This window comes from Stenotrophomonas sp. NPDC077421 (assembly GCF_049545505.1).
Lineage (GTDB): Bacteria > Pseudomonadota > Gammaproteobacteria > Xanthomonadales > Xanthomonadaceae > Stenotrophomonas > Stenotrophomonas nematodicola.
In genome coordinates, this window is record NZ_JBMWDP010000018.1 from 1 (window position 1) to 24002 (window position 24002).

Below are 24002 nucleotides of genomic sequence, written 5' to 3' on the forward strand. Positions count from 1 at the left end.
GGGCCTGTCCGGCGGCGTCGATTCGTCCGTCGTGGCCGCGCTGCTGCACAAGGCCATCGGCGACAAGCTGACCTGCGTCTTCGTCGATACCGGCCTGCTGCGCTGGCAGGAAGGCGACCAGGTGATGGCGATGTTCGCCGAGCACATGGGCGTCAAGGTGATCCGCGTCAATGCGGCGGACCGCTATTTCAGCAAGCTGGAAGGCGTGAGCGATCCGGAAGCCAAGCGCAAGATCATCGGCAACCTGTTCGTGGACATCTTCGATGAAGAGTCCAACAAGCTGAGCAATGCCAAGTGGCTGGCGCAGGGCACCATCTACCCGGACGTGATCGAGTCGGCCGGCAGCAAGACCGGCAAGGCCCACGTCATCAAGAGCCACCACAACGTGGGCGGCCTGCCCGAGCACATGAAGCTGGGCCTGGTCGAGCCGCTGCGCGAGCTGTTCAAGGACGAAGTGCGTCGCCTCGGTGTCGAACTCGGCCTGCCGCGCAGCATGGTCTACCGCCACCCGTTCCCGGGCCCGGGTCTGGGCGTGCGCATTCTTGGCGAAGTGAAGCGCGAATACGCCGAACTGCTGGCCAAAGCCGATGCGATCTTCATCGACGAACTGCGCAAGGCCGACCTGTACGACAAGACCAGCCAGGCCTTCGCGGTGTTCCTGCCGGTGAAATCGGTGGGCGTGGTGGGCGATGCGCGTGCGTATGAGTGGGTGATCGCGCTGCGTGCTGTGGAGACCATCGATTTCATGACCGCGCACTGGGCGCACCTGCCGTATGACTTCCTGGGCACCGTGAGCAACCGCATCATCAATGAGCTGCGCGGGGTGTCGCGCGTGGTCTATGACATCTCCGGGAAGCCGCCGGCGACGATCGAGTGGGAATGAGTTGACTGACAAGGGCGCCGCGAGGCGCCCGCGCGCGGTGCAGCGCTGCCGCGTCTACCAGCGCGCCTCGAGTGTGCGGAACGGCTGCTGCAGGCGCACGCCGTTGGCGTCGTAATCGCTCACCGTGCGTCCATCCACGCGCACGCGGGTCGGGCGCGTGCGCGTTGGCCACCACACGCGCACGGCGGTATCGCCGCGCAGGCCCGGTCCGAGGGTGAGGCGCAGGGCACCGTCGCGCTGCTGCGCCCGCAGCTGCAGGGTGCCGTAGGCGGTCGGCAGGCGGTCGATGGCGAGCCCTTCCCCGGCCACCCAGGCCGGGGGCGTGCCAGGCAGCAGCGACAGCGCGTCGTCGTCCTCGCGCATCAGCATGCCGAACAGCGTGCGGCCGTACTCCGCGCCGATCCAGGTGTGTGGCATGTCGCCCAGGTAGCGTGGGAACCGCTGCCGTGAGTGCACCACTTCGGCCAGCACCTGCCATTCCAGCGGGCGGCGGTCGCGCAGCAGACCCTGCAGCAGTTCCTCGGCGGCGGCGGGCTGGTCGAGGTGGACGTAGCTGAGCACGTTGCGGATTTCGTAGGGCGTGTAGGCGTACAGTGCGCCGGGCTGGTTGCGCCTGCGCACATCGTCCAGGTAGCGCGCGAAGGTGGTGCGCAACGCCGTGGGCGGCAGCACGTCCTGCGCGCCGGTCGGGTCCAGCGCGATCGACACGCCGGTGGGATCGCCATCGCCGAGGTCGGCCGAGGAGGGAATGAAGTCGATGCCTTTCCACGCCATCGTGGCGCGGATCGACGCAGCCAGCGCATCGTGCAGCGCGGTGTACTGGGCGCGGGCCCAGGCGGCGGTGTCGTGGTCGCCCAGCGATTCGGCCAGCCATGCGCCGTCGTGCCAGCCTTTCAGGCCCCAGTAGTCATCCCAGTAGCTGTGGGTGGGCGAGGGGTAGCCCTCATGGCTGATTGATGGTGCGAGGATGCCGGCGAAGCGTTCCGGCGCCGGCTGGCCTGCCATGTAGCCCGGCACCAGGGTGCGCTCGCGCAGTTCCTGCAGGAAGCGCAGCGCCGCCTTCACCTTGGGCAGATACGCGCGCACCGATTCAGGACCGCCATCGAGACGGGCGACATCGGCGACCAGTGCGACGTACTGGCCCTGGCTGTCGTACTCGATGTCCGAGCCGAAGCCCGTATTGACGCTGCCATCGGCGTTGAGGATCGGCGAGACCAGCCCGTTGGGGTGGACGCCGTGGTCGCTGTACCAGGCCAGGTAGTCGCGTGCGACCCCGGCCTCGCCCATGCGCAGCAGCACGGCCGAGGTCGCCATGCCGTCGCGGATGAAGGAGCGGTTGTAGTTGCGCGGCCCGGGCTGCATCGCAGGGCCGGTCTGGTTGATCAGCATGTAGGCGGCCTGCGCGCGCAGCATGTCCACCAGCGATGGATCGGGCAGGCGCAGTCCCACCTGGCCCAGGCGCGCCTGCCAGTCGGCGGCGGCGCGGTTGGCGAACATCCCGTAGGCGGCGTCCGGATCGCGCGGTGCATCACCCAGCGCTGGCGCGGGCGCCGGTGGCAGCGTGCCATCAGCGGCCGCAGCGGCGGCGCCGAGCGGAAAGGCGACCACCACCGAACGGCTGGCGCCCGGCGCGATCTGGATGCGGTAGGCCAGCGCGGCGGCGGCCAGGCCATCGGCATCCTGCGCCTGCTGCTGGGCAGGCAGGCGGCCGGTGGCGATGTCGGTGGTGATCTCGCTGCTGCCATCGACGCCGAACGGCGCGGCGCCTGCGGCATCGATGGCGGTCAGCGAGTGCAGCAGCGGGCGGCCGTTGACGCGCACCGCGCGGCCGTCAATCGCAATCGAGCGGATCGGCGACAGGCCACCGTTCTGCCACGGTGGGTTCATCTGCATCGGCCGTACCGCCAGCGTCAATGTGCCGTCCACCGGCGTGCTGCCGGTGTTGCGCAGACGATGCCGGACGAAGGTGACCGGTTGGCCATCGAGCGCGATCGCGAAGGCCTCGCTCTGCAGCTCCAGACCCGGCTGTGGCATCCAGCGCGCGGACGGCATCGGCTTCCAGCCGTCGCGCAGCGCATGTGTCACCGGCTTGTCCGCCGCACCGGCAGTGTGGCCGTCGGCGTTGCGCCAGATCGGCTGCACCAACGGCGCGCCCTTGAAGGCTTCGATGTTGCCGTACTCATCGAAGATCGATTTCTGCCGTCCGGCGTGCACGCCGACGGCGGTCCAATAGGTCTGCTGCCGGTGCAGCGAGGCTGGGAACAGGGCGCGCTGCGCCCCGCTGGCGGCGATCTGGTAGCGCTTCATCGGGGTCATCACCGCGGCCGGGCCGAGCAGGCGGAGGCGATCCACGCCGGGTGAATCGCCCTCTACGGTGAGCCGCAGTGCGGTGGCCGCCAGTGGCGCTGTGCCGGCCAGCCAGCTCTGCACGCGGCTGCCGGCGTGGGGGTCCCGCGCGATCTCGTGCCACCGGCCCTGCGCATCGCGCGCGTCCAGGCGTGCCGCACCGTGCGCGCCGGCCCAGTCCACGGCCAGGCCGGTGGTCGACTCGGCGCGCGGCAGGGCGATCTCCAGCGCGTGCGTACCGGCCGCGCCTGCGGGCACGGCGACGGCACCACCGCCCTGCCATAAGGCGGCGGCCTCATCGGGGGAGAGGCCGGCCACCCGCGCACTGGCGCGTGCATCGAGGGGCTCCAGCTCGAAGATCGACACGCCCCAGTCGGCGGTACGCTCGGGACTGGCCAGGCGCAGGTAACGTGCCGGGCGGGGCGCGAAGTACAGCGTTTCGATGCCGCCCAGCGAATCGCGCATGGTGTAGGCCGGCTGCCACTGCGTGCCGTCCAGCGACGTCTGCAGGGTGTAGCCCTCGGGGTTTGAGACATCCCAGGAGAGTTGTGCGCCGCTCAGCGTGCTGGTCGCGCCGAGATCCACCTGGAACCAGTGGCCCGGGCTGAAGGCGCCGCCGGTGACGGTCTTCGCGTCGCCATCGATGAGATGGGCCACCGCCATCGCCGGAACCTGCTGCGAGGAACTGCTGGCCTGCCACTGGCTGCGCGGCGGCAGGTCCTGGCCGATGGCGGTCGTGGCGAAGGCCAGGGCGGGAACCAGCAGCGCGCGCGCAATGCCGGCGGCGGGGTGGGGCAGATCGGTCCGGCGGGTGGTGGGCAGCCCCATCGATGCGCTCCTGGTTCCGCGACGCCCCGGCACTGGGGCAGGGTCACGCTAGCAGGGGCTGTAATCGTTTACATGACGCGTCGCAATATCCTCCTTCAGCGCCGGCTATGTGCCAGCCGGCTCGGCCTCCGCCAACGCCGGCCCGTAGCGCTGCTGCATCGCGTCGCGGTCCAGCACCACCTCGTAAGTCTGGTGGAAGACGGGCCCGTACAGCGAATGCTGCAGCGGAAACTGCACGGCGCGTGCGGTGACGTACTGGCGGATATCGGAAAGCTCCACGGGCGAGGCCAGCTGCCCGTACAGCCGGTCGGCGGCCTGCTCGACGGTGTCGTAGAAGGTCAGGTCGTGTCGATGCACCGAGCGGCCTGCTTCAAACATCTCGGCCTTGGTGTAACGGTTGGCAAGGTAGTGGCAGATCATCGCGGTATCCACCACGGGAACCCCGTCGATCGGGAACCCGGCGTACACCGGCGAATTGGTCAGCACGCAGGCGGTGACGAAGGCATCGTCGGGAATCGCGCAGCCCTTGTCGCGCAGGCATTGTCTGAATGCCTCCAGGTGCGCGACGACGGCGGTACGCTTGCGCTCGATCTGGGCGGTCGCACCAGCCACGGTGTCATGGTAGTTGGTGAACTGCAGCGCATCGTCGGGCCAGAGGATGCACTTGGCCTCGAGGATAAGGATGTTGCGCCCGATCACGGCCACGATGTCGATCTCCTCGCTGCGGCCGCCGGGCGGGGTAAACGTGACGGCACTGTCCAGCACCGTGGCGCAGCCGACGAGCGGGCACGCGGCAGCGGCCTCCTTCAGTTCCTTGCGGCAATACACCTCGAACGGCGTTCCGCGCCGGTCGAGTTGGAGGCCGCCCTGGCGCATCCATCCCTCCACAATGCGCAGCAGACGCGCCGACAGGATGCAGGGCAGCATGAGAACCACCGCATCGCCGATCCGGACCAGCGGCTGGCACCAGAGGTCGCGTGTGGGCGAGCCGTCGAACGTCAACGCGTCCAGCGCACGCTGCGCCTGTGCCGGCGCGATGCCCAGCGAACGGGCCACACTGGGCACCAGGACCCGAAGGGGAATCGAGGGCGCGCAACGCGCCGTGTCGATCTCCCCGCGCATCCTGAGCAGCCCGTCATTCATCAGCGTCCCGACTGCCTGCAGGAAGCGCCAGGTATCGATCAACAGGGTGAGCGCAACGCCGTTGAAGCGGGGCAGCGGCTCATCCAGGAAGCCGCGGTAATAGCCAAGCTGCATGGCAAGTGCCTCGCCGAGCGCCGTGGCGGCCAGGTCAAGCACACGTGCGCTGTTGCCGAGATCGATCCGCTCGATGCTGCCCACGCCATGCAGCTTCTTGGGCAGGATGATCCGGCTGATCTTCTCCCGCCGTGCCGCATCCAGTTCGCGCCACCACATCGCCATCTGCAGCCCGAACTGCAGCGACAGGTTGTTGCGGCGGTAGATCGACAGGATGCGCGCCGTCTCGCGCGCTGCATCGGACGGCCGGATGAACAGGCCGTCCCGCTCGGCGCTCACTCCATACGTGTTGCCCACGCAGTCGTGCCAGTACTCCACCGCGCACTGGTAGATGATGGCTTTGTTGATTTCGGTCGCCGTGGCCTCGAGGGTGTCCGCGCTGAAGGAGGTGTCACCCCGGGTATCGGCGCCGCGTGCCATCAGCTGGCGCAGCATGTGCCTGAGCCCATCGCCCATGCCGGTGATCAGCTCATCGGGTGCGAACAGTTCGCCGAGCACGGACGGGAGCTTCTGCTCCAGCAGGTCCGGAAGGTCGATGACCGGCGCACCGTTCCGACGCGTGCGGGTGCCTTCCATGTCGCGCTGCAGCTGGGCCAGGTTGCGGTTGCAGACCGCGACGGCCAGCTGGACGGCGGCGCCAGGGGAGACCTTGATGTCGTCCAGCGCGATCCAGGCGCGGAGCTGGCTGAGCAGCACATCGAAGAACAGCCCGGCCTGATGCACACGGGTATCGTCGTCATCGAACGCAGGCGTTGCCGCAGCCTCCCATGCCGCGCGGTCGAAGCCGCGCTGGCTGGGGCCGGCGCGTTTGCCGTAGCGGACATCATTGGCGAAGGTTCCCATTGTTGAACCGCTCCTTGTCGCAGGCGGTCATCGTGCCAGATGGGCGGCGGGATCAGGAACCGATCGCCTGCGCCCACCGCTTGACGCATCGTCAACCGCGCGCTGCGCCAACCTGACACGTCGCGGGTTCACGCGTACCGCCGCCGCGCGCAGACTTCTTCACGTTGCCGGCGCATCTCGCTGCCGGCGTAGCCGATCCGATGTGATCGATCCTGGGGAGCGTCATGATCAGCATTCCTGTGTCCGATACCGCCCACGCCCGCCTCGTGCGTGCATCACGCTGGCTGTGCGCCGTGGCCTACGTGGTGATCGTTGCCGTGTTCGCCTCCTCCGCCTTGGGCGGACACTTCCGGGCCCAGGCCATCCTCAAGGATGCGGTGACCGTGCAGGCGCCGGTCACGCTGGACTCCATCGACGAGAAGCGGCGCAAGGGGCGGGTCTCGCACACCTACCAGTTCCGTTATGCCTTCGATGTCGATGGCGTGCCGTACACCGGTCACTTCGCCACCAGCGAAGACAACGCCGCGCCTTACCTGGGCGATGCGCCGCAGGTCACGGTGGCCTACGCCCGCGCCGAGCCGGCGCGGTTCGAACGACTGGATCGGCTGCAGGCGCAGCAGGGACTTGGTTCGGTGCTGGGGCGCCTGGTGGGCGCGCTGCTGATGTTGGCCGGCCTCGCGTTCCTGGTGCACCTGCTGGTGACCCGCCGCCTGTTCGTACGCCACGCAACGCCGGCCGCGGCAGGTTGAGCCAGGGCCATGACTGCACGGGTTGACAGCCAAACCGGGCCGGGTAAGTTGGCCGACTCCTTCCTGCTCTGGTCACCCGCCATGCCCGCTCCGGAATTCGCGGACCTGTTGTCCCGCCACATGCGCCGGATCCGGGCCAGCGCCGGTGGCGTGGCCAGCGAGATCGGCATCAGCCGCGAGGCAGTGAACAACTGGCGCTCGGGCGCATCGTTGCCCAGCCGCCGCCACCGCGACCGCGTGCTGGCCTGCGCCAACTACCTCCGGTTGACCGAAGCGGAGAGCAACGGCCTGCTGCAGGCGGCGGGCTTCGAGCCGGAGTTTCCGGCGGAAGGGGCCAGCAGCGCGGACGCGGCGGCCATCGCGCTGCCTGCGGTGCAGATTCCCGCGACGGTGGTGGGACTGTTCGATCGCCTGCAACAACTGCGACCGTATCCGGTGGCCCTGCTGCTGACCCAGGCGCACTGGGGCCAGCCACCCGAACGCGCGGCGATGCTGGCCGAAGCGGCGGCACGCTACGGCAGCGGGCGGGTGCTGCACCTGCAGCCACCGTTCCGCGCCGGTGAGGGCGACCAGGACTATTTCGCCTCGCTGGCCGCGCAATGCGGGCTGGAGGGCGTCAGCACGGATGCCGGTTTCGAGGCGGCGCTGGCGCAGCGCCTGCAGCAGCCCGGCGCGCTGTTCTGCCTGGTCAGCCGCTTCGAGCAGGGCGCCCCCGGCCCACGCGACGTGCTGGCAGGCATCCTGCGCAGTCTGAGCGAAATGCACAGCGGCAAGCTGCACCTGCTGATCTGCGGCGGGGCGGCGCTGGCCGATCTCAAGTATCAGGGCGGCGACCTCTCGCTGCTCAACATCGCCGCCACCGAGACCTGGCCGGAGTTGAGCGTGGCCGATCTGCGCCGCGCCAGCGCCGCGCTGCCGGATACCGTGCTCGCCCGCGCGCTGCAGATCTCCGGTGGGCATCCGCTGTTGGCCCAGGCGGCAGTGGCGCTGCTGGCCGATTCCGCCGTGCCGCTCACGGATGCGGCGCTGGAAGAGCAGTTGTCGGGCCACCCGCGCCTGTGGGAAGCGCTGCTGCCGTTGCTGCGTGATGGCGCGGCACGTGCGGCCATCGGCAGCTGGCTGCCGCGTGAGCAGATCGCGCCCGCGCGGCCGTACCTGGTGGACCCCCTGCTGCGCCAGCTGTACTGGCACAACCTGCTGACCCCGCGGGCGCAGGGGCAGGGCAGTTGGCTGGAGTGGCGCTGCGGGGCGATCCGCCGTGCCGTGCGGCAGGTGATCGATTCGCTGGAGGATGTGCCGGCATGAGCCTGCCCCGATGGCGGTTGTGGCGCCTGCTGCTGATAGCGGCGGGCACCTGGTTTCTGGTCAGCCTGCTGTTCGCGCCGTGGCTCAACCCCTGGGCGGCCTGGCGGATGCAGCGCGACCGCGACTCGCTGGTGCTCATCCAGCAGGCGAACATCGACATGATGTTCCTGCGCGAGGAGGCGCTGAGCTACTGGCGGGTGCACGAGCAGTGGCCCGCGCAGGTGAGCGTGCCGGGCGTGCATGATCCCGCCGAGGCGACCGTACGCGCGGAGCTGCCGGCGCCGTGGGTGCTGCGTTTCCGCTTCACCGACCGTTTCCCGGCGCGGTCCGGCCTGCCCGGGACGGTGATCGAACAGCGGCTGGACCCGAAGACGCAGCACTGGAGCTGCCAGCCGGGTAACCCGTCGCCCCCGACGCGGTGGCTGCCGCCGAACTGCCAAACCAGCGCGCCGTGGACGATCGTGCACTGGCTGACACTGCTGCTTGGCCTGGCCCTGGCCGTGCTGCTGGCCGCTGCGGTGATCTGGTGGCGGCTGCGGCCTGCCGTCGCCACGATCGTGCGCGAGCCCCGCGCGCTGCTGTCCCAACCGCTGCAGCAGTTGCCCCGGCTGGACCGGCAACTGGGCTGGCTGCGCCTTCGCGGGCGGGTGCTCGGTGATGCCGGCGTGGCCGGCGTGCGCTGGCGGGAAGCGCTGCGCCATGTCGAGGCGGCAGCGGTACAGCGTGCCGCACAACTGGCCGCGCGGATCGGCGCTGTCGATGCCGCCGCACCCGGCTGGACGCTGCCCGGCGAGGTCCGGGAATGGGCGCTGCCGGCCACCCTGCCGCTGGCGCTGGAGCGCCTGTGGCTGTATCTGCCCGACCCGGCGCTGTCCGGCGATGCGCTGGTACGGCAGTTGCGTGCGATGCCCAATGGACAGGACGTGGTGCTGGTGGTGAGCCCATCGCTGGCGGTGGAGCCGGCGCTGATGGCGTACGCCGACGATCCGGTGAACCTGTGCGTGTGCCTGGACCAGGCCGCGCAGACGCGCTGGCTGCTGCAACCGGCCGCGCTGGACGGGCTCGTGGCGCTGCTGGCCCGCCAACTGCAGGCGACGCGTATCTCGCCCTACCAGACCCACGGCGGCATCACCCGGCCGGCGGCGTTCTTCGGGCGCGAGGCGGTGCTGGCACGTGTGCTCAACCGCGAGCCGGGCAACTATCTGCTGGTGGGCGGTCGCCAGCTTGGCAAGACCAGCCTGATGAAGGCGATCGAGCGCCGCTTCGTCGATCATCCCCGCGTGTCCTGCTGCTATCTGTCGCTGCGCGATCACCGTCTGACCGTGCGCCTGGCGCTGGAGCTGGGCCTGCCGGAGGCCACCGGCATCGACGCGCTGGTGGCGGCACTGACCGAACGCGCGGGAGGGCGGCGGGTGTTGCTGCTGATCGACGAGACCGACCTGTTCCTGCGTCACGAGGCGCAGGCGGGCTACCCGCAGCTGGCGGCGCTGCGCGCGCTGAGCGAGGAGGGGCGCTGCCATTTCATGCTGGCCGGCTTCTGGGACCTGTACGAAGCGGTCACGCTGGACTTCGCCTCGCCGCTGCGCAACTTCGGCGAGGTGATCCACCTGGGAGGATTGGAAGACGCCGCGTGCCAGGCGCTGGCCACTGTGCCGATGGCACGCCTGGGCGTTCATTTCGCCGAGCCGGATCTGCCGCGGCAACTCGTGGTCGCCTGCGGCCGGCGCGCCAATCTGGTGGCCATCGTCTGCCAGCAGCTGCTGGCCCAGCTGCAGCGTGGCCAGCGGCTGATCGACGCCGCCCAGCTGCATGCCGCACTCGCGGCGGAGCCGGTGTTCGATGCGCTGGCCGGCTGGGCGCGGTTGAGTCCGGACCCGCTGGCATGCCGGATCGACCGCATCGTGGTCTATCACCTCGCCAGTGCGCGTCTGTCCACAAGCGGTGTGCGGGCCACGTCATTGACGGCGTTGCTCGCGGTGTTCGACGCGGCCGGCGTGGGCGTGGACCCCGAACAACTGCGGCGGGCACTGGCGAGGCTGCAGCTGGCGTATGTGATCCGGCGCGACGACGATGGCGTGCAGTTCGTGTTCGCGGTCCCGTTGTTCGTCACCCAGTTCCAGCACGAGGAAGTGGCGGCATTGCTTCAACGGGAGCTGCAGGCCGTGGCAGGCGCTGGCGCGACGGGATGACGCGCCCCGTCGTGGCCGGAGACGCTGCAGTTGATTGCCGGCGGATGGGTGTAGCGCGCAGGTCGAGTGCGCGGCAGACAAGGTGGAGGAGGCGGCCGCGCGCCGCTGGCGGGCAGCCGGGCGCTGATCGGTCCTCACTCGCCCGGCGTTGCTGCCGAGGTGGCCGCCTGGCTGGCGGCGCGGCGCGCCAGCACCGCTTCGCGATGCGCGATGTAGGCATTGGCGGCGAGGATGATGCCGGCACCGATGACGGTGTAGCGGTCCAGCGTTTCGTTGAACAGCACCCAGCCGAACAGGCTCACCAGCGGCAGCTGCATGAAACTGATCGGGGTCAGCGCGGAAACCTCGCCCAGCCGCAGCGCCCGCGTCCACAGCAGTTGCCCGATGGTGCCCATCACGCCGGTGGCCGCCAGCCACAGCCAGGCCATGCCCGTCGGCCAGGTCCATACGAACAGCGCCGGCACCAGTGACAACGGCACCCAGAACACATACGTGTAGAACACCACCGTATCGGCACTGTCCACGCGCGTAAGCTGCTTGATCTGGATCGCCACCAGCGAACTGAGCACGGCTGCCGCCACCGCGACCAGCGTGCCGGGCGTGAAACCCGCCGAGCCGGGGCGCACGATGATCAACACGCCGATGAAGCCGCAGATCACTGCGGCCCAGCGCCGTATCCGCACGGTCTCGCCCAGCCACAGCACCGCCGCGATGGTCACAAACAGGGGTGTGGAGTAGGACAGCGAGATCGCCTGCGACATCGGCAGGTGGCCAATCGCCCAGAACCCGCACAGCATCGACGCCAGGCCGATCGCACTGCGCAGGAAGTAGCGCGGCAACTGCCGGGTCCGCAACGGCGACCGGCCCGGGCGCACCAGCATCGGCAACAGCGCCAGCAGGCCGAAAGCATTGCGGAAAAACGCCACTTCCTGGGTGGGCACGTAGCGGGTGGCATAGCGGATCGCCACGGCCATCAGCCCGAAGGCCAGCGTACTGCCGAGCATCAGCAGCGCCGCACGCGCGGGTGTGGGCGCGTGCACGGCAACCGGCGGGCTCACCACTGGGCGCCGATCAGCCGGGGTTCGGGTTCGATGGGCACGCCGAAGGTCTCCAGCACCGACGCGGAGATGCGCCGGGCCAGCGCCAGCAGCTGCTCGCCGCTGGCATTGCCGTAGTTGACCAGCACCAGCGCATGGCTGGGTGCCACGCCGGCGTCGCCGTCGCGGTAACCCTTCCAGCCGCAGGTCTCGATCATCCACGCGGCCGACACCTTGCGGCGGTCGTCCTGCTCGGCCAGGAACACCGGCAGTTCGGGGTAGTGCTGCAACAGCACGTCCACCTGCTCCAGCGGCAGCACCGGGTTCTTGAAGAAGCTGCCGGCGTTGCCGAGCACGTCCGGGTCGGGCAGTTTGCGGCGGCGGATGTTGATCACTGCGTTGGCCACATCGGCGGCCACCGGCAACTCCACGCCCATCGCCTGCATTTCCTCGCCGATGCCGGCGTAGCCGAGCCGCAGTTCGTGCAGCAGCGGCAGGCGCAGCTCGATCGCGGTGATCAGGTAACGGTCCGGTTCGTGCTTGAACACGCTGTCGCGGTAGCCGAACCGGCAGGCCTCGGCATCCAGCCGCACCCAGGTCTGTTCCACCCGGTCCCACGCGTCGACGGCCTGGATGAATTCACCCACCTGCGCACCATAGGCACCGATGTTCTGGATCGGGCTGGCGCCGGCGGTGCCGGGGATCAGCGCGAGGTTCTCCAGCCCCGAAAGACCCTGCTGCAACGACCACATCACCAGGCCATGCCAGTTCACCCCGGCACCGGCACGGACCACGGTGTGGTCGGCACGGTGTTCGAGGATCTCGATGCTGCGGTTGCCGAACACCAGTACGGTGCCGGCCACGTCGCCGGCGATCAGCACGTTGCTGCCGCTGCCGAGGACCAGCAGCGGTTGCCGGGCCACCTGCGGCAGGCCCAGCACCTCCGGCAGCACGGCGGGTTCGACGACCTCCAGCAGCTGGGCGGCGACGGCGTCGACATGGAAGGTGTTCAGGGCCTTCAGGGAGGCGTTTTCAGTCAGGGTCCAGGCCGGCATCGATGCACTCGTCACAGGGGGGCCACCGCGCCGCGGCTGGGGGCTTCGCGGCGGCGACGGATCGCCTCCACGCACTCGTGCACCAGCTCCGGTCCACGGAAAACGAGGCCGCTGTAGCACTGCACCAGCGCCGCGCCGGCCGCCATCTTGGCGACCGCATCGGCACCGGACAGGATGCCGCCTACACCGATCAGCGGCATCGATTCTGGCAGGCGCGCGCGCAGGCGCCGCAGCACCAGCGTGGACTGGCCCAGCAGCGGGGCGCCGGACAGGCCGCCGGCTTCGGACGCGCGCGGGTCGCCGGCCACGGCACTGCGGTCGATGGTGGTGTTGGTGGCGATCACGCCGTCCACCTTGAGCTCGCCCAGCACGCGCGCGGCGGCGTCGATGTCGCGGTCGCTCAGGTCCGGGGCGACCTTGACCAGCATCGGCACCCGCTTGCCATGCCGCGCGGCCAGGCTTTCCTGGCTTTCGCGCAACTGCGAGATCAGCTGCCGCAGCGCGGTTTCCTCCTGCAGCTCGCGCAGGCCGGCCGTGTTGGGCGAGGAAATGTTGACGGTGATGTAGTCGGCCAACGGATACACCTTCTGCAGGCAGTGCTGGTAATCGTCGAACGCCTGCTCGTTGGGGGTGTCCTTGTTCTTGCCGATATTGATGCCGAGCAGCCCGTGGCGGCGCTGCGCGCGTTCGACGTTGCGCACCAGCGCGTCCACGCCAAGGTTGTTGAAGCCCATCCGGTTGATGATGGCCTGGTGCTTCGGCAGCCGGAACAGGCGCGGTTTCGGATTGCCGTCCTGCGCGCGCGGGGTGATGGTGCCGATCTCGACGAAGCCGAAGCCCAGCGCCAGCAGCGCGTCGATGTGCTCGCCGTTCTTGTCCAGGCCGGCCGCGAGGCCGACCGGGTTGGGGAACGTGAGGCCGAACGCGGGGGTCGGCATGGGCGCGGGGCGGCGGGCCAGCAGCGGACTGGTGCCGGTGCGGTAGGCCAGTTCCAGCGCGCTCAGGCCAAGGCCGTGGGCGCGTTCGGCGTCCAGGGAGAACAGGAAGGGGCGGGCAAGGGAGTACATGGGATCGAGTCAGTCCAGCGTGCCGATGAAGGCACGGGTTTGGTATTCAAAGGCGACCCGTCCATCCACCGCGTGGGCGTCGAACAGGCGTTGCAGGGCATCGAGCATCGGCGCATGGCGCGGGTGGCCGGCCGGCGGTGCATAGGAGGAGGACAGCAGGCGGCCGCGCAGGCCGTCCAGATCCAGCCATTGGGCGTTGGGCAGCCGCGCCATGCCGCGCAGACCGTCGCCGAACCAGGCGCGCATGGTGTCGTCGTCCTGGTAGCGCTCGGCCACGGCGGTGTAGTCGGTGCCGAATTCGAGCAGCAGTTGTTCGTAGCCGATCAGGAACGGCGAGCTGTCCAGCAGGCGCGAATTCCAGAACACCAGCGCCAGGCCGCCCGGGTGCAGGATGCGCGCCCATTCCTGGCGCACCGCGTCGGTATCGAACCAGTGAAACGCCTGCGCGGCGGCGACCAGGCCGACGCTGTCGCGGGCCAGGGTGGTGGCTTCGGCGGTGCCGTCCACCACTTTCAGGCGGAGGTAGTCCGGGCTCAGCCACTGCTCGGCGGCGGCGCGCATGGCGGCGTTGGGTTCCACCGCGATCACCGGATGGCCGGCAGCCAGGAACAGGCGCGTGGAGATGCCGGTGCCTGCGCCGATGTCGGCCACCAGCGTATCGGGCGACACGCCGATGTCCTGGTGCAGCCAGTCGAGCAGGGCCGGGGGGTAGTCGGGGCGATAGCGGACGTAGTCGGCGACGCGGTTGCTGAAGCGTTCGGTGGAATCGGAATGGCTCATGGGCACCTCGTCATGGGAGAGCGACCGGCGGCGCCAGGCCGCCGAAGACCCGGGGCGCTGCCAGGGACGATGATAGGCGTTGCGCTGCCATCATCCCATCAGGACCTGGCCGCCATCGACAGTGAGCGTGTGGCCGGTGATCCAGCCCGCCAGCGGCGAGCACAGGAACAGCGCGGCCTGGGCGATCTCCTCCGGCCGGCCGAAGCGGCCGAACGGGATGCGTGCCAGGGTCTGGTCGTACAGGACCCGGTCCTGTTCGCGCCGCCGTGCCCACAGGCCGTCGGCGAACTCGATGGAACCCGGGGCGATGGCATTGACGCGGATCCGGCGCGGCGCCAGCCCCAGCGCCTGCGAGGTGGTGTAGTGCATCAGCGCGGCCTTGGCCGCTGCGTACGGCGCGCCGCCGGGACGCGGCTGCTGCGCGGCGATCGACGCCAGATTGAGAATGCAGGCGTGCTCGGCGCGCTCCAGCCAGGGCAGCGCCAGCCGCGAGGCGCGCACCGCCGCCATCAGGTCGATGGAGAGGCTGGCCTCCCAGCCGGCCTCGTCGTCGCTCATGCCGTAGCCGGTCGCGTTGTTGACCAGCACATCGATGCCCCCCAGCGCATGGGCGGCGTCCTCCAGCCAGCGGCCGATGTCCTCCAGTCGCGACAGGTCGGCCACGCAGGTATGCAGGTCCAGACCGAGCGCCACGGCATCGGCCCGCACCGCGGCGAGCCCGGGCTCGCCCCGCGCGCAGACCGAGACGTGGGCGCCCGCCGCAGCGAACGCCAGCGCCATCGCCCGCCCGATGCCTTTGCTGCCCCCGGCGACCAGAACCCGGCGCCCGGTGTAATCCAGGCGCGGACCCTTCGGTTCACCGGCCGGTTCGCGGCTGGCGGCGGAATCGATCACAGGTCGAACTTGATGCCCTGGGCCAGCGGCAGCGAATCGGAGTAGTTGATGGTGTTGGTCTGACGACGCATGTAGACCTTCCATGCATCCGACCCGGATTCCCGACCACCGCCGGTGTCCTTTTCGCCACCGAACGCACCGCCGATCTCCGCACCGGACGTGCCGATGTTGACGTTGGCAATGCCGCAGTCCGACCCGGCCGCCGACAGGAAGCGCTCGGCGGCCTTCAGGTTGGTGGTGAAGATCGACGAGGACAGGCCCTGCGGCACGCCGTTCTGCATGTCGATGGCCTCGTCCAGGGTGCTGTACTTCATCACGTACAGGATCGGTGCGAAGGTCTCGTGCTGCACGACCTCATCGCTGTTCTTCAGACCGGTGACGATTGCCGGCAGCACGAAGTTGCCGGCGCGGTCGATGCGGGTGCCGCCGGTTTCAACGGTGCCGCCGCTGGCCTTGGCCTTCTCGATGGACGCCAGGAACTGCTGCACGGCGCCGTCGCTGTTGAGCGGGCCCATCAGGTTGGCCGGGTCGGTCGGATCGCCGATCTTGCCCTCCACCTGCTTGTAGGCCTTGATCAGCGTGGCCAGCACGTCGTCATGGATGGATTCGTGCACGATCAGGCGGCGCGTGGTGGTGCAGCGCTGACCGGCAGTGCCGACCGCACCGAACACGATGCCGGGGATGGCCAGCTTCAGGTCGGCGGTTTCATCGAGGATGATCGCGTTGTTGCCGCCCAGTTCCAGCAGGCAGCGGCCCAGACGATGGGCAACCTTCTCGGCGACCGTGCGGCCGACCTGGGTCGAGCCGGTGAAGCTGATCAGCGGCACGCGCTTGTCGGCCACCATCTTCTCCGACAGCGCGGTGCCGGCATCGTTGATCAGGAAGAACAGGTCCGGGAAGCCACCGTCGCGCAGCGCCGCGTTGCAGATGCGCATGGACGCGATGGCGGTCAGCGGGGTCTTGTTGGACGGCTTCCACAGGCAGATGTCGCCGCAGATGGTGGCCAGGAACGAATTCCACGCCCACACCGCGACCGGGAAGTTGAACGCGCTGATGATGCCGACCAGGCCGAGCGGCTGGTACTGCTCGTACATGCGGTGGCCGGGGCGTTCGGAATGCATGGTGTAGCCGTACAGCATGCGGCTCTGGCCCACGGCGAAGTCGGCGATGTCGATCATCTCCTGCACTTCACCGTCGCCTTCGGGCTTGCTCTTGCCCATTTCCAGGGCAACCAGCGACCCCAACGCGTCCTTGTGGGCGCGCAGCGCTTCACCGCACAGGCGCACGGCTTCGCCACGGCGCGGAGCCGGGGTGGTACGCCAGATTTTGAAGGCTTCCTGGGCGCGCGCGATGATGGTTTCGTAGTCGGCGTCGGTGGTGGCGTACACCTGCGCGATCACCTCGCCGGTGGTCGGGTTGACCGGGGTGATCACGCCGGCGTCGGTGGCGGTGGACCACTCGCCGTTGCCGAGGTAGGTGCCAGCGTTGGTCGCGTCGAGGCCGAGGGCCTTGAGCAGGTCAGAGGACATGCAAACTCCTGTTGCGAATCAAAAAGGGCGCAGCCGCTGGCAGGGTGGGGTGCGGCATGCAGAACCACCATTCTAACGTAGTGCCGCCTGCTGGCCGGCACCCCGGTGGGAGCCGGTAGAATAGGCGCCCAGCTCGCAAGCCCCCAGGAATCTGAATGAACGTTACCGTTGCGGAAGGTGTTGTCGTCGGGAACCGTCTCCCGTTCGTGCTGTTTGGCGGCCTGAACGTGCTCGAAGACCTCGACTCGACCCTGCACGCGGCCGAGCACTTCACCACGGTCACGTCCAGGCTCGGCATCCCGTACGTGTTCAAGGCGTCGTTCGACAAGGCCAACCGCTCCTCGATCAAGTCCTTCCGCGGCGTGGGCCTGGACGAGGGCCTGCGCATCTTCGAGGAGGTCAAGCGCCGCTTCGGCGTGCCGGTGATCACCGACGTCCATGAGGTTGCCCAGGCCGCGCCGGTGGCAGACGTGGTGGACGTGCTGCAGATCCCCGCGTTCCTGGCGCGCCAGACCGATCTGGTGGTGGCCATCGCGCAGACCGGCCGTGCGGTCAACATCAAGAAGCCGCAGTTCCTCAGCCCCACCCAGATCACCCACATCGTCTCCAAGATCCGCGAAGCGGGCAACGAGAAGATCATCCTGTGCGAGCGCGGTGCGCAGTTCGGCTACGACAACCTGGTCGTGGACATGCTCGGCTTCCGCGAGATGATCGAATCCACCGGTGGCCTGCCGGCCATCTTCGATGTCACCCACAGCCTGCAGCGCCGCGACGCCGGCAGCGAGGCGTCCGGTGGCCGTCGGCGCCAGGTGGCCGAACTGGCCCGGTCGGGCATGGCGCTGGGCCTGGCCGGCCTGTTCCTGGAAGCCCACCGCGACCCGGACCACGCCCGCTGCGACGGCCCCAGCGCGCTGCCGCTGGCCGCCCTGGAACCGTTCCTGACTCAGATCAAGGCCGTGGACGACCTGGTCAAGGGCTTCCCGGAACTGGACATCCGCTGACCCGCGCCCACCCGCAGCGTGGCGACGGCCTTGGTCCTGCCGCTGAATGTGGGTATCCTTCACGGCTGCACGCGCGCCATGCCGCGTGCAGCCTGCGGCATCGCGGCGCGCCCGCACCGCACATGGCCCCGTAGCTCAGCTGGATAGAGCGTCCCCCTCCTAAGGGGAAGGTCGCCCGTTCGAATCGGGCCGGGGTCACCATCTTCACGCCTATGGACACGGCCCGCGCCGGATCACACACTCGACCGGCGCGATCCCGCGCGTCCAGGAGGTCGCAGATGCCGTATCCCATTGGCCGGATGCTTGCCGTTCGCGTGGTGGTGGGTGCGCTGATGCTGCCGTTCTGCAGTCATGCCGCGATCCCGAGGGTGAATGCCGAGTGCCCGGGTGGCGTGCAGATCCACGCCGACGAGGGCGGTCCGGTCTATGTGGACGGCCGCGAGGCGGTGCTGAAGCGTTTCAGCGATACCTACTACGAGGCGCGTGACGAGAGGAGCGGGCTGAAGGTGTCGCTGAGCACCGGTGCGGACGGATCGGCGCAGGTGTCCTATACCGGCAGGGGCGGGGCCAACGGCGTGTGCCAGGTAACCACCGCCACTGGCGCCACGGCACCGGGGCATCGTCACCATGACGACGCGCGCCGCGATGACGGGGACGATGACAACCTGCCCAATCAGGTGACCTGCGAATCGGACGATCAGCGGCAGACGTCCTGCGACATGAACACACGTGGCACCGTGATCGTCGATCGCCAGCTCAGCCACGCCCGCTGCATCGAGGGGCAGACCTGGGGGCTTTCGCGTCACTCGGTGTGGGTGAGTGGTGGCTGCCGGGCGGTATTCCGCAATACGTCCGCGCCCACGCGTTCGTCTGCTGCCGCTGGCGGTGGCAACGCCTTGGCCGCCTGCAATGCCAGGAAGGGCGAGGACGGTGCGCTGGTGACCCAGGTGCCGGTCGGTGAGCGCTACATGGAAGTCATCGTCGACTATGCCGACGGACGCCATCTGTGCATGGTCGGCAACGACGGCACGGTGTCCAGCCTGACCCGCATGCGCCAGCGCTGACGTTCGATGCCCCGCGTGGCACTCTTCCCCGATGCGGTCAGGGAGTGGCTCATGATGAGATTCAACGGCGGTGTGCTGGGGGCGGCCTGTCTGCTGCTGGCTGCGTGCGCAACCGGTCCGAAGGCGTCGGACAACGCGATGTGCGCGCAGATCGACACGTGGGGAAAGGGACTGTCGCCCGGGCAGACAACCTCGGTGGAGCTGGTCCGCGGTGGCGTCTGGATGGTCAACCATTACAAGCGTTGCACGCACGCCGAGGGCGACCTCGCGGCCACGCGGTTCTGCGCCTGGCTGATGGACAACACGTCCACCGAGTTCATGGAATACAACGTCAACCGCGCGCTCGCCTGCCTGCAGGGGCAGCGCGTCGTGGGTTACCTGGGCAACACCGGCGTGGATGCCTGGTCGGGCACCGCACGGTTCACCCGGCTGACCGCGTCGGAGGATATGTTCCGGGTCGAGCTGCGCTATGCGCTCGACTACAGCGCGCCTTCGGAAGAGACCATGATGCAGCTGACACTGACGGCCCTGGACTGAGTTCCCGGCGCGACGTCAGCGCGGCAACGGCGCGGTGTCGCAGGCAACGCGGGTCATGGGGAAATCCACGGCCTTGCCAGGATCGCCGATAGCTCCTTCAATGCGCGCCAGCAGGCGGGTGTCGCCGTCGCGGCGGTAGATCACGCGCTGCGGGAAATCGTTGTCGAGGTTCTCGAAGCGGGCTTCCTCCGCACTGATCCGGATTGCACGGAACGCGGTGCGGTCCTGGCCGCCGGGCCAGGCGATGAACGCCAGCGCGCCGTCGCCTTGCCGGCGCAGTTGCATGAACTCGAAACCGACGGTGCGGCCGCCCTTGACGGTGCGGCCGATGCCGAACATCGTCCCGCCCGCGGGCGTGCTCCACTGCTCGCCGCTGCCAGCGTCGGCGCCGTCGCGCGCCCAGCAGCCGGCCAGCCACGCCAGAGGGGCCAGGTCCGATGCAGCCGGCGGGGCCGCCGATACGCCGGCCGCCGTGAGCAGTCCAAGGGTGAGCAGCGTTCTGCGCATGGTCGACGTCCCGCAGTGTGATCGGGGAAGTGTACGGCCGGATGCGTGTCCTCGCCCGTCGTTGACATGGCCAGGGCCATGCTCGGTGCTTCATTCCGCAGGAGTACCGCGCATGCGTGTCTTCGATGCCCACGCGCACGTCCGTGCCGGGTCACATGCCGTCGCGCAGGTGCCACAGCCCGGCCAGCCACCGACCGCGCCGCCGGCCCCGGTCGAAGAACCGATCCGGCAGGACCCGCCACCGCGTGAGCCGCCGAACGAAGTGCCCCCCGAGCGCGATCCGCCGCCTGACCCGCCGCCGCGCGAAGAGCCCCCCGGCGAGCAGCCGCCGGCCCCGCACGCAGCGCGGAGGTGCGCCGCCTAGTCGCGACGGGCGTGCGCGTCTGCGCGCGTGCGGCCGTTGCCGCGCAGTTCGGCGGTGACATCGTGAATCAGCCCGGCAACTTCGTTGGCCAGGCGGCGGCTGTCGGCGACCGAGCCGTAGAAGCGGATCGTCCGGCCCGACATGAGCACCCTGGCCAGGCCGAGCTCACCCTTGAGTGCTTCCACCTGGCGGCGAAAGACCACGAGCCACGGGGCCGAAGGTTCGACATCCAGCATCGCGGTGATCGCCTCGTCTTCCTCAGGATCGACATCGGCCTGGAGATCGGGCACGTCGAAGCCCAGCAGGCGCGGCGCGCTGCGGTCTGGATCGGGTGTGTTCATGCCGGCATGGTACGCGCTCCTGGACATGGGTGCCTGCCGGTTCTGCAATTGATACCCCATTTCACATCTGGTGTGAGTGATAGCTTCTCTCTGCTGCACATGAAGGTGCAGTTTCACGAGGCCTGCGGCGGCGCCGTGGGCCTCATGACAACATCATGAGAGGACTGCAGATGAAACGGATGGCATGGCTGTTGATGGTGGCGGGCGTGGCAGGGTCGGGTGTGGCCGCTGCACAGGACGCGGAAACAGACGAGGAACTGGCGGTGGCGGTGAAGGCCTACATGGCCGGCCACGATCAGGTGACGATGGACGAGGCGGTACGCCGGCTGCAGGTCCAGGCTGAACTGGCTCCGTTCAGCGAGAATCTCCAGGGCGAGTTCGCCGAGCGGTTCACCGCGATCCGGCTGATGCACGCTCCCGACCAGTACATCCGCGTGGATCTCAAAGGCGATCGCCCGGTGCCGTCGCGGGTGATCCGCACGGCGAGCGGCGAGACGCGGGTGGAATTCCGTGTCGGACGCACCTTCACCCAGGAGGAGTTCCGCACACGGATCAAGGACACCGCCCCGTTGATCCGCAGCCTGATTCCGGGCGTATCGGGCATCACCGGCTTCGCGGGCGACAACCGCGTTGTGGTGAGTATCGAAGGCAATGCCGACGAGGCCGCCCGGTACGCGCGGCTGCTGCCGAAAATCGAGCGCGTATCCGGGTTGAAGGTGGAGCTGGAGCACTCGCAGGGCAGGGAAAGCAACGCGTCCAATGCCAGCGGCGGCGCGGTACTGCAGAACAACAATGACTACTGCACCACCGGCTTTGCCGTGCTGCACAAGGCCACCAACACCCGCGGCATCATCACCGCCGCGCACTGTCCGGATGCGCTGATCTACGGCAACTACGGCAGTACCCAGAACAACACCAAGGTGACCTTCCCGCTGACGTTCCAGAATGCCATTTTCGACGGCAGTCATGACGTGCAGTGGCACACCATCCCGGCGCCACACGGCGTGACGCAGGAAGTGTTCGGCAGTTCGAACAGCGAGTATGGCAAGCGCTCGATCATGTTCATGTATGCCGCACCGATGGAGGACTCAAACCTGTGCTTCCGTGGCGCGGTGTCCGGCTACAGCTGTGGCCGGGTGGTGTCGGTGACGCACGTACCCGAAGGCACCTGCGGGGCGAGCATCGCCTGCAACCCGGACTGGGTACGGGTGGAGGGCAGTGCACTGTCCTGTACCGGCGGCGACAGCGGTGCGGCGGTGTTTTGGCAGAACTCCGGCTTCGGCATCGTCAAGTCCGGCAAGTGGACCGGCGTCGGTGCAGGCAACTGCGACAGACTGACGGTGATGCCGTTCGGCCGTGTGTCCGCATTGGGCCTTCGCGGCCTGTAGTCCACGCCACACGGGAGCAGGGCGTGTTCGCCGCCGCGTGGAGGCGGCGAACACGTCTCCGGCACGCGGCGTGAACATGGTTCAGACGATGCGATGACGTGGCTGAATCGCAGGATTTTCGTGTCACGCGGGCATCATCTGCAATGCGGAAAAGTCATTCCACCCGAGCAACACCACGGGCTTCCCGGAACAGACTGGAGTACACCGCAGTGACTACTGAATCGAAGACCACGCACAGCTTGAACGACCTCATCGAGATTGCCCGCGACGGCAAGGCGTTCTACACCGAGGCGGCGGGCAAGGTCGAAGACGCCGAGCTTGCGGCGCTCTTCACCCGCATCGCCGGCGTCAAGGACGAGATCGTCCGTTCGCTGAGCACGACGGTGCTCGCCGCCGGTGGCAAGCCCGCCGATCACGGCACGTTCGTCGGCAGCATGCAGCAGTTCTACGGCAAGGTGCGTGCGACGCTGGGCGACACGCAGTATGGCTATGTCGCCGAACTGGAAGAGTCCGAAGACCGCCTGCTGAAGGCGTTCAAGGATGCACTGACCGATGCCGACACTCCGCCGGCTGCACGCGACCAGGTGCAGCGCCTGCTGCCGCAGGTGCAGGAATGCCATGCCGTGATGCGCGACCGCAAGCATGCGATGAAGCGCTGACCACACCGACGCCCGTCGTGGCGCACGGCGGGATGTCCAACGAAAACGCCCCGGCAGGCCTGCCGGGGCGTTTTCATTTGGCGCAGTCCGGATCGGCGCGAACGGTATCGGTCGCCTCCGCCGGGGGGGCCGGGTGTCGCAGCGCACTCACCCAGTCGAGCATCATGCAGTCGATCCGGGTGGCCTGCGCAGGCCACTGCCGTACCAGGTGCTCACGGATCAGGTCATACCGCGCCCACCGCTCCGCCTGGCGCATATCGCTACGCCAGAGCCGGGCGAGCGACTCGCGCGCGAACCTGAATTCCGCTTGCTGATGGGCAGTGGCGGGCATGGCGGCACGTGGTATCCAAGGGCTGCCGCGGGGGCGGCGTGGCGCACTGTGCGTCGATGCCGGAGAGGTTGCAACTACCGTTCGTCTGATTCCCGCGCCGGGTACGTGTTCATGAAGATCGACTGTCGGAAATCCGATGCCGGGGGCGTTACCGACGGTGACGTACGGGGGTGCGGGAATTGGTGCATACTCGGAACCAGAGACCGTTTTGGATCCCCTATGGAACACATGCGTTGGCTGACGCTTCGTCTTGGCAACAATCAATCCATCGGACCCAAGGCGCTGATGGACCTGTGGTCCAATGCGTGCGAGACAAACCAGTCCTCGGTGTCGCGTGAATCGCTGCCGGGCAAGTCCACCTCCTATGCCCTGCACGCGCCGACCTCGCTGGCCTATCCCAAGCGCGCCGAGCTGCGCATGCGCAAGCTGCTTGAAGAGGCCGGTTACACCTTCACGCTGGGCTCGCTGGCCGATCGGCCGGCGCCGCAACCGGTGCGCTTCCGCTGATCCGGCCTCAGCCGGCGTCCGCAGCGAGCGGGCGCCACATGATGCGTACCGGTACGCCACTGGCGTGGCGGGTCGATTCCAGCCGTTGCCACCCATGCCGGGCGTACAGGCCGCCATCATCGACCTCGGTCTGCAGGTAGAGGTCGCGTACGCCCAACGCCGCGCCGCGCGCCACCAGCGTGTCGATCAGCGTCGCGGCCAGGCCGGTGCCACGGTGCGAGGGCGCCACGTACACGCCGCCCAGCCAGTGCAGGCGCTCTGGACGCTCGGTGCGTTCGTGGAACTTCAGTTGCGCGGCGCCGACAGGTACGTCGTTGTCCACCGCGACCAGCAGCAGCGGCAGTTCGTCTGCCTGCAGGAACACCTCGAGTCGCTGCTGCTCATCGGCGAGCGTGTGCCCGGGCACATGGCACCCCCACGTGTCGAAGTACCACTGGGCGAGGAGGGGCATCCATTCGGGATGCTCACTGAGGACGTGGAACTGCATCGTGGCACCTGCGTGAATGGCCGCCCGACTATAGCACCGGCCCGGCTGGAACCG

The 24002-nt window shown here is 68.7% G+C and carries 22 protein-coding genes and 1 tRNA gene; 11 read left to right on the plus strand and 12 right to left on the minus strand.

Annotation, left to right across the window (positions count from 1 at the left end):
- Positions 1-883: glutamine-hydrolyzing GMP synthase (gene guaA, locus ACPEH1_RS11400; RefSeq protein WP_423715799.1), on the plus strand; the 883-nt coding region annotated here is incomplete at its 5' end.
- 54 nt (positions 884-937) lie between these two features.
- Here guaA and ACPEH1_RS11405 read toward each other — a convergent pair.
- Both ACPEH1_RS11405 and ACPEH1_RS11410 read right to left on the minus strand, forming a co-directional pair.
- Positions 938-4057, minus strand: coding sequence for a discoidin domain-containing protein (locus tag ACPEH1_RS11405; protein ID WP_423715800.1), 3120 nt, complete (start codon positions 4055-4057; stop codon positions 938-940).
- 105 nt (positions 4058-4162) lie between these two features.
- Positions 4163-6157, minus strand: a complete 1995-nt coding sequence (locus ACPEH1_RS11410; RefSeq protein ID WP_423715801.1) for a hypothetical protein — start codon at positions 6155-6157, stop codon at positions 4163-4165.
- 224 nt (positions 6158-6381) lie between these two features.
- Here ACPEH1_RS11410 and ACPEH1_RS11415 point away from each other — a divergent pair, with 224 nt between their 5' ends.
- From ACPEH1_RS11415 to ACPEH1_RS11425, 3 genes are all read left to right on the plus strand, one after another.
- Positions 6382-6906 (plus strand): DUF3592 domain-containing protein, encoded by a 525-nt coding sequence (locus ACPEH1_RS11415; protein WP_017356852.1) that lies wholly within the window; start codon positions 6382-6384, stop codon positions 6904-6906.
- An 81-nt stretch (positions 6907-6987) separates the two neighbouring features.
- Entirely contained in the window at positions 6988-8211 is a 1224-nt protein-coding gene (locus ACPEH1_RS11420; protein ID WP_287255749.1) for a hypothetical protein, read from the plus strand.
- The gene (locus ACPEH1_RS11425; protein WP_423715802.1) at positions 8208-10400 is read left to right on the plus strand and encodes a hypothetical protein; all 2193 of its coding nucleotides are present in this window, start codon (positions 8208-8210) and stop codon (positions 10398-10400) included. The genes ACPEH1_RS11420 and ACPEH1_RS11425 overlap by 4 nt, the downstream gene beginning before the upstream one ends.
- 134 nt (positions 10401-10534) lie before the next feature.
- Here ACPEH1_RS11425 and ACPEH1_RS11430 read toward each other — a convergent pair whose 3' ends face one another.
- The 6 genes from ACPEH1_RS11430 to ACPEH1_RS11455 form a co-directional block, all read right to left on the minus strand.
- Positions 10535-11404 carry a DMT family transporter gene (locus ACPEH1_RS11430; RefSeq protein ID WP_136004147.1) on the minus strand — a complete coding sequence of 290 codons (870 nt, stop codon included), beginning with the start codon at positions 11402-11404 and terminating at the stop codon, positions 10535-10537.
- Between the two features lie 50 nt (positions 11405-11454).
- Positions 11455-12507, minus strand: coding sequence for a UDP-N-acetylmuramate dehydrogenase (gene murB / locus ACPEH1_RS11435; RefSeq protein ID WP_423715803.1), 1053 nt, complete (start codon positions 12505-12507; stop codon positions 11455-11457).
- Complete coding sequence (locus ACPEH1_RS11440; protein ID WP_153164231.1) at positions 12504-13559, minus strand: quinone-dependent dihydroorotate dehydrogenase; 1056 nt, start codon at positions 13557-13559, stop codon at positions 12504-12506. The genes murB and ACPEH1_RS11440 overlap by 4 nt, the downstream gene beginning before the upstream one ends.
- A 9-nt stretch (positions 13560-13568) precedes the next feature.
- On the minus strand, positions 13569-14339 hold the full coding sequence (locus ACPEH1_RS11445) for a class I SAM-dependent methyltransferase (protein ID WP_153164230.1): 771 nt from the start codon (positions 14337-14339) through the stop codon (positions 13569-13571).
- Positions 14340-14429: 90 nt separating this feature from the next.
- Entirely contained in the window at positions 14430-15230 is an 801-nt protein-coding gene (locus ACPEH1_RS11450) for an SDR family NAD(P)-dependent oxidoreductase (protein ID WP_423715824.1), read from the minus strand.
- Positions 15230-16762: an aldehyde dehydrogenase family protein gene (locus tag ACPEH1_RS11455; protein WP_423715804.1), complete on the minus strand. Its 1533-nt coding sequence runs from the start codon at positions 16760-16762 to the stop codon at positions 15230-15232. Before ACPEH1_RS11455 ends, ACPEH1_RS11450 begins: the two co-directional genes overlap by 1 nt.
- 155 nt (positions 16763-16917) lie before the next feature.
- Here ACPEH1_RS11455 and kdsA point away from each other — a divergent pair, with 155 nt between their 5' ends.
- The 4 genes from kdsA to ACPEH1_RS11475 all read left to right on the plus strand — a co-directional run bounded on the left by kdsA (position 16918) and on the right by ACPEH1_RS11475 (position 19364).
- Complete coding sequence (kdsA, locus tag ACPEH1_RS11460) at positions 16918-17763, plus strand: 3-deoxy-8-phosphooctulonate synthase (protein ID WP_026071017.1); 846 nt, start codon at positions 16918-16920, stop codon at positions 17761-17763.
- 124 nt (positions 17764-17887) lie between these two features.
- Positions 17888-17964, plus strand: a tRNA-Arg gene (locus tag ACPEH1_RS11465).
- 77 nt (positions 17965-18041) lie between these two features.
- Entirely contained in the window at positions 18042-18827 is a 786-nt protein-coding gene (locus ACPEH1_RS11470; protein WP_423715805.1) for a DUF3011 domain-containing protein, read from the plus strand.
- A gap of 51 nt (positions 18828-18878) precedes the next feature.
- The gene (locus tag ACPEH1_RS11475; protein WP_153164228.1) at positions 18879-19364 is read left to right on the plus strand and encodes a hypothetical protein; all 486 of its coding nucleotides are present in this window, start codon (positions 18879-18881) and stop codon (positions 19362-19364) included.
- Positions 19365-19379: 15 nt separating this feature from the next.
- Here the strand turns inward: ACPEH1_RS11475 and ACPEH1_RS11480 are convergent, their stop codons facing one another.
- Both ACPEH1_RS11480 and ACPEH1_RS11485 read right to left on the minus strand, forming a co-directional pair.
- Positions 19380-19871: a DUF6265 family protein gene (locus ACPEH1_RS11480; protein WP_423715806.1), complete on the minus strand. Its 492-nt coding sequence runs from the start codon at positions 19869-19871 to the stop codon at positions 19380-19382.
- A gap of 360 nt (positions 19872-20231) precedes the next feature.
- Positions 20232-20693 carry a hypothetical protein gene (locus ACPEH1_RS11485; RefSeq protein ID WP_423715807.1) on the minus strand — a complete coding sequence of 154 codons (462 nt, stop codon included), beginning with the start codon at positions 20691-20693 and terminating at the stop codon, positions 20232-20234.
- Between the two features lie 53 nt (positions 20694-20746).
- Between ACPEH1_RS11485 and ACPEH1_RS11490 the strand changes: the two genes are divergently transcribed.
- Complete coding sequence (locus tag ACPEH1_RS11490) at positions 20747-21964, plus strand: hypothetical protein (RefSeq protein WP_423715808.1); 1218 nt, start codon at positions 20747-20749, stop codon at positions 21962-21964.
- Between the two features lie 209 nt (positions 21965-22173).
- On the plus strand, positions 22174-22623 hold the full coding sequence (locus tag ACPEH1_RS11495; RefSeq protein WP_017356218.1) for a PA2169 family four-helix-bundle protein: 450 nt from the start codon (positions 22174-22176) through the stop codon (positions 22621-22623).
- 73 nt (positions 22624-22696) lie between these two features.
- On the opposite strand, the gene ACPEH1_RS11500 is transcribed toward ACPEH1_RS11495, so the two are convergent.
- On the minus strand, positions 22697-22954 hold the full coding sequence (locus ACPEH1_RS11500; protein WP_017356219.1) for a hypothetical protein: 258 nt from the start codon (positions 22952-22954) through the stop codon (positions 22697-22699).
- A 219-nt stretch (positions 22955-23173) separates the two neighbouring features.
- Here ACPEH1_RS11500 and ACPEH1_RS11505 point away from each other — a divergent pair, with 219 nt between their 5' ends.
- The gene (locus ACPEH1_RS11505; RefSeq protein WP_017356220.1) at positions 23174-23461 is read left to right on the plus strand and encodes a hypothetical protein; all 288 of its coding nucleotides are present in this window, start codon (positions 23174-23176) and stop codon (positions 23459-23461) included.
- A gap of 7 nt (positions 23462-23468) precedes the next feature.
- Here ACPEH1_RS11505 and ACPEH1_RS11510 read toward each other — a convergent pair whose 3' ends face one another.
- Positions 23469-23948 (minus strand): GNAT family N-acetyltransferase, encoded by a 480-nt coding sequence (locus tag ACPEH1_RS11510; protein ID WP_423715809.1) that lies wholly within the window; start codon positions 23946-23948, stop codon positions 23469-23471.
- Between the last annotated feature and the right edge of the window lie 54 nt (positions 23949-24002).